Source organism: Herbiconiux sp. A18JL235 (assembly GCF_040939305.1).
Lineage (GTDB): Bacteria > Actinomycetota > Actinomycetes > Actinomycetales > Microbacteriaceae > Herbiconiux.
Genome location: NZ_CP162511.1, coordinates 3,299,495 through 3,311,632, shown reverse-complemented (window position 1 = coordinate 3,311,632; position 12,138 = coordinate 3,299,495). Strand labels below are relative to the sequence as shown.

General features: G+C 69.8%; 12 protein-coding genes. 9 read left to right on the top strand and 3 right to left on the bottom strand.

Translation table 11 applies throughout. The annotated features are described in order from the left end of the window. Positions 1 to 234: 234 nt before the first annotated feature. The 5 genes from ABFY20_RS15495 to ABFY20_RS15475 all read left to right on the top strand — a co-directional run bounded on the left by ABFY20_RS15495 (position 235) and on the right by ABFY20_RS15475 (position 6,251). On the top strand, positions 235 to 1,227 hold the full coding sequence (locus ABFY20_RS15495) for an ABC transporter substrate-binding protein (protein WP_368497136.1): 993 nt from the start codon (positions 235 to 237) through the stop codon (positions 1,225 to 1,227). A gap of 106 nt (positions 1,228 to 1,333) precedes the next feature. Further along, complete coding sequence (locus tag ABFY20_RS15490; protein WP_368497135.1) at positions 1,334 to 2,926, top strand: sugar ABC transporter ATP-binding protein; 1,593 nt, start codon at positions 1,334 to 1,336, stop codon at positions 2,924 to 2,926. Continuing rightward, the gene (locus ABFY20_RS15485) at positions 2,923 to 3,975 is read left to right on the top strand and encodes an ABC transporter permease (protein WP_368497134.1); all 1,053 of its coding nucleotides are present in this window, start codon (positions 2,923 to 2,925) and stop codon (positions 3,973 to 3,975) included. The genes ABFY20_RS15490 and ABFY20_RS15485 overlap by 4 nt, the downstream gene beginning before the upstream one ends. Further along, the gene (gene yjfF / locus ABFY20_RS15480) at positions 3,972 to 5,018 is read left to right on the top strand and encodes a galactofuranose ABC transporter, permease protein YjfF (protein ID WP_368497133.1); all 1,047 of its coding nucleotides are present in this window, start codon (positions 3,972 to 3,974) and stop codon (positions 5,016 to 5,018) included. The genes ABFY20_RS15485 and yjfF overlap by 4 nt, the downstream gene beginning before the upstream one ends. 99 nt (positions 5,019 to 5,117) lie before the next feature. Continuing rightward, on the top strand, positions 5,118 to 6,251 hold the full coding sequence (locus ABFY20_RS15475) for a LacI family DNA-binding transcriptional regulator (RefSeq protein WP_368497132.1): 1,134 nt from the start codon (positions 5,118 to 5,120) through the stop codon (positions 6,249 to 6,251). On the opposite strand, the gene ABFY20_RS15470 is transcribed toward ABFY20_RS15475, so the two are convergent. After that, positions 6,179 to 6,595 carry a CBS domain-containing protein gene (locus tag ABFY20_RS15470; RefSeq protein WP_368497131.1) on the bottom strand — a complete coding sequence of 139 codons (417 nt, stop codon included), beginning with the start codon at positions 6,593 to 6,595 and terminating at the stop codon, positions 6,179 to 6,181. The two genes, ABFY20_RS15475 and ABFY20_RS15470, sit on opposite strands and share 73 nt — an antisense overlap. Positions 6,596 to 6,605: 10 nt before the next feature. After that, positions 6,606 to 7,487 carry a manganese catalase family protein gene (locus ABFY20_RS15465; protein WP_368497130.1) on the bottom strand — a complete coding sequence of 294 codons (882 nt, stop codon included), beginning with the start codon at positions 7,485 to 7,487 and terminating at the stop codon, positions 6,606 to 6,608. Between the two features lie 269 nt (positions 7,488 to 7,756). Here ABFY20_RS15465 and ABFY20_RS15460 point away from each other — a divergent pair, with 269 nt between their 5' ends. The 4 genes from ABFY20_RS15460 (at position 7,757) to ABFY20_RS15445 (ending at position 11,710) form a co-directional block, all read left to right on the top strand. Then, positions 7,757 to 8,212, top strand: coding sequence for a hypothetical protein (locus ABFY20_RS15460; RefSeq protein ID WP_368497129.1), 456 nt, complete (start codon positions 7,757 to 7,759; stop codon positions 8,210 to 8,212). Next, positions 8,209 to 9,378, top strand: coding sequence for a zinc-dependent alcohol dehydrogenase (locus ABFY20_RS15455; protein WP_368497128.1), 1,170 nt, complete (start codon positions 8,209 to 8,211; stop codon positions 9,376 to 9,378). The genes ABFY20_RS15460 and ABFY20_RS15455 overlap by 4 nt, the downstream gene beginning before the upstream one ends. Before the next feature lie 70 nt (positions 9,379 to 9,448). Further along, on the top strand, positions 9,449 to 10,237 hold the full coding sequence (locus tag ABFY20_RS15450; RefSeq protein WP_368497127.1) for a glycosyltransferase family 2 protein: 789 nt from the start codon (positions 9,449 to 9,451) through the stop codon (positions 10,235 to 10,237). 297 nt (positions 10,238 to 10,534) lie between these two features. Further along, positions 10,535 to 11,710 (top strand): RtcB family protein, encoded by a 1,176-nt coding sequence (locus ABFY20_RS15445; RefSeq protein ID WP_368497126.1) that lies wholly within the window; start codon positions 10,535 to 10,537, stop codon positions 11,708 to 11,710. Positions 11,711 to 11,775: 65 nt separating this feature from the next. Here ABFY20_RS15445 and ABFY20_RS15440 read toward each other — a convergent pair whose 3' ends face one another. Next, complete coding sequence (locus ABFY20_RS15440) at positions 11,776 to 12,081, bottom strand: XRE family transcriptional regulator (protein ID WP_368497125.1); 306 nt, start codon at positions 12,079 to 12,081, stop codon at positions 11,776 to 11,778. Positions 12,082 to 12,138: the final 57 nt, after the last annotated feature.

Genomic DNA, 12,138 nt, shown 5'->3' with positions numbered 1-12,138 from the left:
GGGCGCCGCTCACCTCCGTTCGTCGTCGACCGCGCAATATTAGCGTTCACATTAGGGCCACCGCGTGCCCAACGCCAGTACCAAGTCCGTAACGAACATCCGCGAAAAATCACAATTGTGAAGGCTCACAATTTGTGTCAAGCTTCTGCTCCAGCGGCACCGACGTGGTTGCCGCACCCGGCACCAGACGCAGCACCGAAGCGGCCGGGAGGTTGAACAGAGAGGTTCATCACGATGAAGAAGAAGTTCATCGGACTCGCGGCGGCCGGGGCCATGCTCCTCACCCTCGCGGGCTGCGCCGGCGGGGGAGACACCGGTACCGCAGGCTCCGACGGCCCCAAGCCCGTCGACCAGCTCGTCGTCGGCTTCGCCCAGGTGGGTGCGGAGAGCGGATGGCGCACCGCCAACACCACCGACATCCAGTCGGCGTTCAAAGACGCCGGCATCGAGCTCAAGTTCTCCGACGCCCAGCAGAAGCAGGAGAACCAGATCAAAGCCATCCGCTCCTACATCCAGCAGGGGGTCGACGTCATCGCGTTCTCGCCCGTCGTCGAGACCGGGTGGGACGCCGTGCTCAACGAAGCCAAGGCCGCGAACATCCCTGTCGTGCTCACCGACCGCGCGGTCGACTCGCAAGACGACTCGCTCTACGTCAGCTTCCTCGGCTCCGACTTCGTCGAAGAGGGCAAGAAGGCGGGCGACTGGGTGGTCGAGGAGTACAAGGACTCGACCGACCCGGTGAAGATCATCCAGCTCGAGGGCACCACGGGCGCCGCCCCCGCCATCGACCGAGCCGAGGGCTTCGCCGACGTCATCGGCGGCGACGACAAGTTCGAGATCGTCGCCAGCCAGACCGGCGACTTCACCCGCGCCGGCGGCAAGCAGGTCACCGAGGCGCTGCTGAAGTCGAACCCCGACGTCGACCTCATCTACGCCCACAACGACGACATGGCGCTCGGTGCCATCGAGGCGATCGAGGCGGCGGGCCTGAAGCCGGGCGAAGACATCAAGATCGTCAGCGTCGACGCGGTGAAAGACGGCATGCAGGCGCTCGCCGATGGCAAGATCAACTTCATCGTGGAGTGCTCGCCGTTGCTCGGCAAGCAGCTCGTCGACATCGTCGAGCAGATCAACGACGGTGAGACCCCCGAGAAGCGCATCATCACGGAGGAGACCACCTTCGACCAGGAGCAGGCCAAGGCGGCCCTGCCCGACCGGCAGTACTGATCACACCCGGTGACGGATGCGCGGGACACACCGCGCATCCGTCAACCCCTGCACACAGCACGCACCCTTCCCTCGAAGAAGCCCTTCCCTCGAAGAAGAGAGAACCATGACCGCACCCGTCGTCGAGATGACCGGAATCTCGATCTCGTTCCCCGGTGTGAAGGCGCTCGACGGCGTCGACTTCCGCATGTTCCCCGGCGAGGTGCACTCGCTGATGGGAGAGAACGGCGCCGGCAAGTCCACCATCATCAAGGCACTCACCGGGGTGTACCAGATCGACAGCGGCTCCATCGTCGTCGACGGGGCTCCGGTGTCGTTCAGCGGGCCCGCCGCCGCGCAGGCCGCCGGTATCGCCACCGTGTACCAGGAGGTGAACCTGCTGCCGAACCTCTCGGTGGCCGAGAACATCCTGCTCGGGCGCGAGCCTCGCCGCTTCGGGTCGATCGACGGGCGCGCCATGCGGCGCCGCGCCGCGACGCTCCTCGAGGGCCTCGGCCTCGACATCGAGCCCGGGTCGCTGCTCGGCTCGCACTCGCTCGCCGTGCAGCAGCTCGTGGCCATCGCCCGGGCCATCGACATCGACGCGAAGGTGCTCATCCTCGACGAACCCACCTCGAGTCTCGACGCCGACGAGGTGGCCGAGCTGTTCCGGGTCATCAGGTCGCTCCGCGACTCCGGCGTGGCCATCCTCTTCGTCTCCCACTTCCTCGACCAGATCTACGAGATCACCGACCGGCTCACGGTGCTCCGCAACGGGCGTCTGGTGGGGGAGTACCTCACCGAGGAGCTGCTGCGCATCGACCTGGTGCAGAAGATGATCGGCAAGGAGCTCACCGCGCTCGAGGAGATCGGGCGTCGCTCCCACACCGCCGAGGGCGTGGTGGAGGCCGACCGGCCCGCCGACTTCGTGCGTGCCGAGGGGCTGGGGCGGAAGGGCGCGATCGAACCCTTCGACCTGGTGATCGGGGAGGGTGAGGTCGTGGGCCTCGCCGGCCTCCTGGGTTCCGGGCGCACCGAGCTCGCGCGCATCCTCGGCGGCATCGACCGCTCCGACAGCGGCCGGCTCGAGATCACCGGCTCCGGCACGAAGCTCCGCACGCCCCGGCAGGCCATCGGCCGCCGCATCGCCTACTCGTCCGAAGACCGGCGGGGCGAGGGCATCATCAACGAGCTCACCGTGCGCGACAACATCGTGCTCGCGCTGCAGGCCGATCGCGGCTGGTTCCGGCCCATTCCGAAGAAGCGGCAGGAGGAGCTCGCCCAGAGCTACATCCAGGCCCTCAACATCCGCCCGGCGAACCCCGACGCGCTCGTGCGCAACCTCTCGGGCGGCAATCAGCAGAAGGTGCTCCTGGCGCGCTGGCTGGCGATCGCACCCAGGCTGCTCATCCTCGACGAGCCCACCCGCGGCATCGACATCGGGGCCAAGGCCGAGATCCAGAAGCTCATCTACACGCTCGCCGAGAACGGCATGAGCGTGGTGTTCATCTCGGCCGAGCTCGAAGAGGTGCTGCGGCTCTCGCACCGCGTGGCCGTGCTGCGCGACCGGCGTCTCGTCGCCGACATCGAGAACGACGGCATCACCGTCGACGCCCTGCTCGCGCTCATCGCCGACGGCTCGGTGGCAGACGACCCCGTGGCCGACGCCGCCGGCGACACCCCCGCCCCCGCCCTCCAGACCACGGGAGACCCACGATGAACGCCCTCCTCCTCCGTGCCGTGTCGAGCCGGCTGTTCTGGCCGATCGTCATGCTGCTCCTGCTGGTGGCGATCAACGTCATCGCCTTCCCCGGCTTCCTCACCATCACGGTGAAGGACGGGCACCTGTTCGGCTCGGTCATCGACATCCTGCGCAACGGCGCCCCGACCCTCATCATCGCCGTGGGCATGACGCTCGTCATCGCCACCAGGGGAATCGACCTCTCGGTCGGCGCCGTCGCCGCCATCTCGGGTGCGGTCGCCTGCTCCATCCTCCTCGGCTCCTCCGACCCCGGCTCGTTCGGCACGGTCGCCGTCGCCGTGGCGGTGGCCCTCCTCATCGCCCTGGTGCTCGGAGTGTGGAACGGGTTCCTGGTCTCGGTGATCGGCATCCAGCCCATCATCGCCACGCTCATCCTCATGACCGCCGGCCGCGGAGTGGCCATGCTCATCACCGAGGGCCAGATCCTCACCGTCGACAGCGCCCCGTTCAAGGCGCTCGGCTCGGGCTTCTGGTTCGGGCTGCCCGTGGCCGTGGTGATCGGGGCCGGCATCTTCGCCCTCGCCGCCCTGCTCACCCGGCGCACCGCTCTCGGCATGCTCATCGAGTCGGTCGGCATCAATCCCGAGGCCAGCCGCCAGGCCGGCGTGCGGGCGCGCGGCCTGCTGTTCGCCGTGTACACCTTCTGCGCACTGTCGGCCGGCATCGCCGGCCTCATCCTCACCGCGAACCAGACGGCGGCGGATGCGAACAACACCGGCCTGTTCATCGAGCTCGACGCCATCCTCGCGGTGGTGATCGGCGGCACCTCGCTGGCAGGCGGCCGCTACTCGCTCGCAGGAACGCTGATCGGGGCGCTCGTCATCCAGACCCTCGTCACCACGGTCTACACGGTGGGCATCCCGCCCATCATCACCATGGTGTTCAAGGCCGCCGTGGTCACCGCCGTGTGCCTCCTCCAGTCGCCCGCCACCAACGCCGCGTTCGCGCGGCTGCGTCAGCGCATCGCCGCGCGAACCGCCCGAGTCAAGGAAGCAGCAGCATCGTGACGTCGACCCTCGAACGACCCGCCACCGAGGCGCCCGCGGGGCGCAGCGGCATCCGTTCCCCACGCCGCCCCCTCGACCGCGTGCGCGACCTGCTCACGAGCCCGAAGTCGGGGCCCGTGCTCGTCACCGCCGTCCTGTTCGTGGCGGTGTTCGTGGCGGGCGGCATCCGCTACAAGGGGTTCTTCTCGGGGCAGGTGTTCCTCAACCTGTTCGTCGACAACTCCTACCTCATCGTGCTCGCCGTCGGCATGACCTTCGTCATCCTCACCGGCGGCATCGACCTCTCGGTGGGCGCCGTGGTGGCGCTGTCGACGATGATCGCGGCGAGCCTGCTGCAGAGCGGGTGGTCGCCCGGGGTCGTGATCCCGCTCATCCTGGTGCTCACGAGCGTGCTGGGGCTGCTGGTCGGGCTCATGATCCACGTCTTCAAGGTGCAGCCGTTCATCGCGACCCTCGCCGCCATGTTCCTCGCCCGAGGGCTCTGCTACGTCATCTCAAAAGACTCGATCTCGATCACCGAGCCCGCGTTCGTGGCCCTCGCCGTGACCCGCATCCCGCTCGGCGGCGGGCTCAGCATCACGCCGAGCGTCGTCATCGCGCTGGTCGTCGTGGTCGTCGCCGTGTGGGTGCTCGGGTTCACCCGCTTCGGCCGCACCGTGTACGCCATCGGTGGCAACGAGCAGTCGGGCATGCTGATGGGGCTGCCGGTGGCCCGCACCAAGGTGATCGTCTACGTGGTGAGCGGCTTCTGCTCAGGGCTCGCCGGCGTGCTGTTCTCCTTCTACACGCTCTCGGGCTATCCGCTCACGGCCATCGGCACCGAGCTCGACGCCATCGCCGCCGTCGTCATCGGCGGCACGCTGCTCACCGGCGGCTACGGGTTCGTGCTCGGCTCGGTGCTCGGGGTGCTCGTCCTAGGCGTCATCCAGACCATCATCACCTTCGAGGGAACGCTGTCGTCGTGGTGGACCAAGATCTTCATCGGCGCATTGCTCCTCGTCTTCATCATTCTGCAGAAGGTGCTCACGGCGAGACGACGGTGAGCGAAAGGCCCGCGATAATACGAAGACGCGCCGACCCCGCGCCCAGACGCGATCACCCCGCGCCGACACCGCGCCCACCCGCGCCGATGAGGACCCAGAGTGACTGAAGACGACAAGGCGCGAGCCGCCACGATCTTCGATGTCGCGCGCCTGGCGGGGGTGTCGCACCAGACGGTGTCGCGGGTGCTCAACGACCTGCCTAACGTGCGGCCGGCCACCCGGCAACGCGTCGAGAACGCCATCCGTCAGCTGCGCTACGTGCCCTCGCCGGCGGCGCGCGCCATGGTGACGCGGCGCTCGCGCACCATCGGGCTCATCACCACCGGGTCGGCCGACTTCGGGCCCTCCTCGACGGCGCTGCACTTCAACGAGACGGCGAGGGATGCGCGCTACGCCGTCATCACCGCCGGACTCCTCGAGGCGGACGCCGCGCACGTGCGCAGCGCGGCCGAGCTGCTGGTGCGGCAGAACGTCGAGGCGATCGTGCTCATCGTGCAGGAACGGGCGGCGGTGGAGGGCATCACCGGGGTGGATCTCGGGGTGCCGGTGGTGGCGGTGTCGTCGGAAGACCGCGGGGCGCCGCACCGCGTGGCGCTCGACCAGTACGCGGGGGCGCGCGCCGCGGTCGACCACCTGGTGGGGCTCGGGCACCGCGACATCAGGCACATCGCAGGGCCTGCGGGGTCGATGGATGCTGCGGAGCGGGTGCGCGGATGGTTCGGCGGCCTCGCCGCCCACGGGCTGGTGAGCCGCGAGCCGCTCGTCGGCGACTGGACTCCGGCCAGCGGATACGCCCACGGCGTGCGGCTCGCGTCGGAAGGGTCGGCGACGGCGGTGTTCGTGGCGAACGACCAGATGGCGCTCGGGCTCATCAGGTCCTACACCGAGGCGGGGCTGCGGGTTCCCGACGACCTCAGCGTCGTGGGGTTCGACGACATCCCCGAGGCAGCGTTCTTCTCGCCGCCGCTCACCACCGTGCGGCAGGACTTCACGGTGCTCGGGCGAGCGGCGATGGAGGCGGTGCTCGGCGTGCTGGGGGAGCGCGAGGGCGGGGCGCCGGAGGCGCTCGCCGGGGACGGACTTGGGGTGTCGCTCGTGGTGCGGGCGAGCGCGGCGGCGCCGGCGGCGGCGCCTTCGCCCGCCGCCGGCGCCTCGCGAGCTCACGCCTCCGAGATCTCCTCCACGGTCTCGCCGGTCTCGGCCGCCGAGAGGGAGAGGGCCACGTCGGCCTGACTGATGATGCCGACGAGCTCGTGCCCGTCGATCACCGGCAGTCGGCGCACCTGATACTCCTGCATCACCCGGAGCGCCTCCCGCACGTCGTCGTCGGCGCCGACGGTCACCGGCTCGCCGTCGGCGAGCTCGGACACCTTCACCGACCCGGGGTCGCGCCCCACGGCGACCACCTTCACCACGATGTCGCGGTCGGTGATCATGCCGGCCAGCTTGCCGTCGTCGCCGCAGATGGGGAGTGCCCCGACGTCGAGGTCGCGCATCAGCGTCGCGGCCTCCCCAATGGTCTGACCGATCCCGGCGCACTGCGGGTCGGGGGTCATGATGTCGCGTGCGACAGTCATCTCGCGCCGCCTACTTCGTGCTCAGCTTGTCTTTGATGACTCCCGCCGCCTTGTCGACGATGTTGGGCTTCGCGTCGGTGCCGAAGAAGCGCGGGTCGGGCTGCGTGGGCGGCGGCATCGGCACGGTGTTCTGCGGCCCGTCGAGGTAGCTGAACTCGCCCTTGCCGTCGGGCGTGGGGCCCGAGGCCCAGCTGCCCTCGGCCGCGGCGGCGCCGTCGGAGAAGTTGATGTACTGGTACGCCACGTCGCGCTGCTCCTGCGACAGCGGGAAGTTGCTCGGCACGGGCAGGTCTTCCTTGCCCTCGGCGCGCAGCTCGGCGGCGGCGGCGATCCACTGGTTCTGGTGCATCGTGTCGCGGGCCAGCAGGAACGACAGCAGGTCACGCACCCCGTGGTCGTCGGTCATGTTGTAGAGGCGGGCCACCTGCAGCCGGCCCTGCATCTCGGCGTTGGCGTTCGCCGTGAAGTCAGCGAGCAGGTTGCCGCTCGCCGTGATGTACGACCCCTGCCACGGGTTGCCGTTGCTGTCGACGGGCCGCACACCCGCGCCGGCCACGATGGCGGCCTGCACGTCGGTGCCCCCGATCACGGCGCCCAGCACCGGGTCGGCGGCGATCGCCGCCTCCGACTGCTCCACGGGTGCCTTCTCGAGCAGCTGCGCGATCATCACCGCGATCATCTCGACGTGCCCGAACTCCTCGGCGCCGATGCCGAACAGCAGGTCGCGGTACTTGCCCGGCTCGTGCGCGTTCCAGGCCTGGAACCCGTACTGCATGGCCACCGTGATCTCGCCGTACTGGCCGCCGAGCACCTCCTGGAAGCGCCTCGCGAACACCGCATCCGGCTTGGTCGGTGTCGCCTTGAACTGCATCTCCTGCTTGTGGAAGAACACGTCTCGCTCCGATTCTCTTGCTCTGTCGTCTCTGCACGACGAGGAGTTCCCCGCCGCAGCTCGCACACTCGCGAACCTACGGACGCGCCTCAGACCGGCGAGGGGCTGGACACCCGGGCCACCGAGGCGTACAACGCGCGAGGCGGTCATCGTCGCGACGCGCGTCCTGCCGGTCCCACACGGGGTCGGCCGCCCCCCGTGTCAACCCCCGAGCGGATGCACGCCCGCCGAGGGAGCGTGGGTTGAGGCATCGAGGTGGAGGAGGCCGCATGGGCAGGAAGGCGCTCGCCGTCACGCTGGGGGTGACCGGGGTGGTGGCCACAGCATCCGTCTGGGGTGTCGCGCGACGGTCACGTCGACCGCACGACGACGGGCACCGCTGGAACGTCGTCACGATCGCCCGGCCGCCGAGTGAGGTGGTGCAGGAGCACTCGCTGCCGGAGCCGCTCGCCGTGCTGCACGACGTCATCGACGTCACCTGGAGCGCCGCGCCCGGCGACCGCGGCACCGAGCTGCGGGCCCGCCCGCGCGCCGAGGTGTTCCAGAAAGACCCGCGCGACATCCGCCGTGCCGTGCGCGAGGCGCTGCGCGAGACGAAGCAACTGCTCGAGGTGGGGCACCTGATGACCCTCGACCCGAAGCCCGAGGGTGCACGGCCGAGCACCCCGGCGGGGCTCGTCGTCGACCTCGTGACCCGTCGCTCGCCCGAGGAAGGTGTGCTGTGAAGGCCCTCTGCTGGACAGGTATCAACAAGCTCGCGGTCGAAGACGTCGCCGAGCCGAGCATCCTCGATCCCGGCGACGCCATCGTCAAGGTGACGCTCTCGGCGAGCTGCGGATCCGATCTGCACCTGCTCGGCGGGTACGTGCCCGGCATGCGCGCCGGCGACGTGCTGGGCCACGAGTTCCTCGGCGAGATCGTCGCCGTCGGCCCCGGGGTCGAGCGCCGGCAGGTGGGCGAGCGGGTCGTGGTGTGCTCGTTCATCAGCTGCGGGCGGTGCTGGTACTGCACGAACGGCCTCACCTCGCTGTGCGACAACACCAACCCGCATCCGGGACTCGGCGAGGGCCTGTTCGGCGCACCCACCGGCGGATGCTTCGGCTACAGCCAGATCACCGGCGGCTTCGCGGGAAGTCACGCCGAGTACGTGCGCGTGCCCCACATCGACACCGGCGCCTTTCCCGTGCCCGAGGGGCTCAGCGACGAGGCCGCGGTGTTCGCCTCGGATGCGGTGCCCACCGGGTGGATGGGGGCCGACCTCGGCGGGGTCGGCCCCGGTTCGGTGGTGGCCGTCTGGGGAGCCGGCGGCGTGGGACAGATGGCCGCGCGGGCGAGCCTGCTGCTCGGAGCCGAGCGGGTGATCGTGATCGACCGCCTGCCCGAACGACTCGCTCAGGTGGAGTCTGTCATCGGTGCCGAGACGCTCGACTACTCGCAGACCGAGGTGCTCGCCGAGCTGCGCGAGCGCACCGGTGGCCGCGGGCCCGACGTGAGCATCGAGGCCGTGGGCATGGAGGCGCACAGCGAGCGGCCCGACTACCTCTACGACAAGGTGAAGACGGGCCTGAAGCTGCAGACCGACCGGCCCACAGCCGTGCGCGAGGCGGTGCTGGCCACTCGCAAGGGCGGCAGCCTGTTCGTGCTCGGGGTGTTCGGCGGGGTCGTCGACAAGTTCCCCCTCGGCGCGATGATGAACAAGGGGCTCACCGTGCGCGGGGCGCAGCAGCACGGGCACCGCTACATTCCGATGCTGCTCGAGCGCATGGCGGCGGGGGAGATCCGCACCGACCACCTCGCCACCCACGTGATGCCGCTCGATGAGGCGCCGGAAGGGTACGCGATGTTCAAGTCGAAGAGCGACGGATGCGTGCGGGCGGTGTTCAGGCCGTGAGCGGTGGTCTCTGGGCCGGGTGGGGGCGCGGGTCGTCGGGGTGGGACGAGTGAATGGATCGTTGCCCTCGGTGTCGGTCGTCATCCCGGTGAAGGACGACGCCGAGCGGCTCCGGGTCTGCCTCGACGCCCTCGGCCGGCAGAGCGTCGCGCCGCTCGAGGTGGTGGTGGTCGACAACGCGTCCACCGACGACAGTGCGCAGGTGGCCCGTGCCGCCGGTGCGCGGGTCGTGCGGGAGGATCGCCCAGGCATCCCCGCCGCGGCGTCGGCAGGCTACGACGCGGCGACGGGCGAGGTGATCGCGCGGCTCGATGCCGACAGCATCCCGAACGCCGACTGGGTGCGTGCGGTCGCGGTGTCCATGGCGAGGCGGCCCTGGCTCGGTGCCATCACGGGCGGAGCCAGGTTCTCGGGCGGGCCCCGCCTGCTCCGGCGGGCGGGCGCCGCGCTCTACCTCGGCGCATATCAGTGGGCACTGCTGCTGGCACTCGGACACCCCGCACTCTTCGGATCGAACCTGGCCATGCGCCGGGAGAGCTGGGAGGCCGTGCGCTTCGCCGTGCATCGCAGCGACACCGAGGTGCACGACGACCTCGACCTCTCGTTCCACCTGGGCGGCCGTTTCGCCGTCGCCTTCGTGCCCGGCATCGCGGTGCAGATCTCGCACCGCCCGCTCACCGACGCCTCCTCGATGCGCCGCCGCTTCGCGCGCGGCTTCCACACCGTCTTCGTCCACTGGCCGGCCGAGCTGCCCTGGCATCGCTGGCGCACGGTACTCGCGCGCCGTCGCGCCACCCGCACCGAGCGTTCGACGCCGGTCGCCGAATCGGTGCTGGACACGCCGCGAACGGCCGACTAGTGTTGCTGAGCCCGGCCGCACCGTCCGGCGTACGACACCCCGTTGACCTGGAGAGGACTGAGCCGTGAGCTATCTGCGCCGTCTCAGCATCCGTTCCTCCGGCGTTCGTTCGACCGAGCAGCAGAAGCAGCTCCGAGAACTGAACCCTCTCCAGCACCTCGCGTAACGCGGCCGTCTTCACACGCCCCGAGACCGTGAGGATCCCGGGGCGTTCGTCGTCTCCCCACCCCTCGTGGCGGTGACGTGTCGAATCCCCGGGTGCCCCCATCCGTTGGATTCCACACAGATAGAAAGACGATGAAAGAGATCTCCACGCGCCTGCTCAGCTGGGCCAGCATCCTCGATGCGAAGGCCGAAGCGCAGGCGCGCACCACCTCGACGATGCCGTTCGTGTTCCCGCACGTCGCGCTGATGCCCGACGCCCACCTCGGGCTCGGGGCCACCGTCGGGTCGGTCATACCCACCCTCGGGGCAGTGATGCCCGCCGCGGTGGGCGTCGACATCGGATGCGGCATGATCGCCGTGCGCACCCAGTTCCGCCTCGAAGACGCCACCGGCGAAGCGCGGGAGCTGCGGGTGCTGCGTGAGCAGATCGAGCGGGCCATCCCCGTCTCGGCCGGTGCGCACAACAACCGCATCGTCGCCACCGCTGAACCGCGCGTCGCGGAGCTCGAGGCGCTCGCCGAGGAGGCGGGCTTCGACCCCGGCCAGGCGCTCGGGCGCTGGCGCGAGCAGCTCGGCACGCTCGGCAGCGGCAACCACTTCATCGAAGTGAGCGTCGACGAGTCGGATCGGCTGTGGCTGTTCCTGCACTCCGGCAGCAGGGGTGTGGGCAACCGCATCGCGCAGCGCCACATCAAGGTCGCCCAGAGGGCGATGGCGACGTGGTGGATCGAGCTGCCCGACCCCGACCTCGCCTACCTCGTCGAGGGCACGCCCGAGTTCGACCGGTACATCGCCGAACTGCGGTGGGCGCAGCACTACGCGCTGCTCAACCGTGAGGAGATGATGGACAGGGTCGCGCGCCAGTTCGGTGACTGGATGGGCGCCCCCGTCATCGAGGAGGAGCGCATCAACTGCCACCACAACTTCACCCAGAAGGAGACCCACTGGGGCAAGAGCGTGTGGCTGTCGAGGAAGGGCGCCATCTCGGCGCGGGCCGGCGAGCTGGGGCTCATTCCCGGATCGATGGGTACGGCGTCGTACGTGGTGGAGGGGCTCGGCAACGCGGCGGCGCTGCACTCCTCGCCGCACGGCGCGGGGCGCGAGTACTCGCGGAGCGCCGCCCGCAAGACCTTCACGCACGAGCAGTTGCGTGAGGCGATGGCGGGCATCGAGTACCGCGACACCGACGCGTTCCTCGACGAGATCCCTGCGGCGTACAAGCCGATCGACCAGATCATGGCCGATGCCGCCGACCTCGTCACGATCCGCCACCGCCTCCGCCAGATCGTCAACGTGAAGGGCGACTGAGGTCTCGGTCTCGTCGCCATCGTCGTCGGGGGTGGGGCGCCGCTTCGCGGCCCCCGCCCCCGGCGTCACGCGATCTGGATGCGCCGATCGTCGATCTCGACCTCGATGTGCAGATGGCCGCCGAGCGCCTCCACACAACGGCGCAGGGTCGCGATCTGAGTCGTCTGGAGGTCGCCATGCTCCAGCCGCGACACCCGGTTCTGGCTGACGTCGAGGCTCTGCGCCAGTGCGGTCTGGGTGAGACCCATGGCCTTGCGGAGTTCGCGGAGGCGGTACGCGCGAACCTCGTCGAGCATCCGCTCCTTGATCGCCTCGACGGATGCGCGGTCGACCGGCCGGCGGGCGACGACGTCAGAGAGGGAGGTGCTCATCGGTGTTCTCCGTTCGTGTGTGCCAGGTAGCGGTCGAAAAGCCGGTCGGCCCGGGGA

Excerpts from the sequence above, each read along its gene's own strand:
- ABFY20_RS15470 (WP_368497131.1), bottom strand. The coding sequence starts at position 6,595 with ATGACTGTCGCACGCGACATCATGACCCCCGACCCGCAGTGCGCCGGG.
- ABFY20_RS15485 (WP_368497134.1), top strand. The coding sequence starts at position 2,923 with ATGAACGCCCTCCTCCTCCGTGCCGTGTCGAGCCGGCTGTTCTGGCCG.
- ABFY20_RS15460 (WP_368497129.1), top strand. The coding sequence starts at position 7,757 with ATGGGCAGGAAGGCGCTCGCCGTCACGCTGGGGGTGACCGGGGTGGTG.
- ABFY20_RS15445 (WP_368497126.1), top strand. The coding sequence starts at position 10,535 with ATGAAAGAGATCTCCACGCGCCTGCTCAGCTGGGCCAGCATCCTCGAT.
- ABFY20_RS15440 (WP_368497125.1), bottom strand. The coding sequence starts at position 12,081 with ATGAGCACCTCCCTCTCTGACGTCGTCGCCCGCCGGCCGGTCGACCGC.
- ABFY20_RS15495 (WP_368497136.1), top strand. The coding sequence starts at position 235 with ATGAAGAAGAAGTTCATCGGACTCGCGGCGGCCGGGGCCATGCTCCTC.
- ABFY20_RS15490 (WP_368497135.1), top strand. The coding sequence starts at position 1,334 with ATGACCGCACCCGTCGTCGAGATGACCGGAATCTCGATCTCGTTCCCC.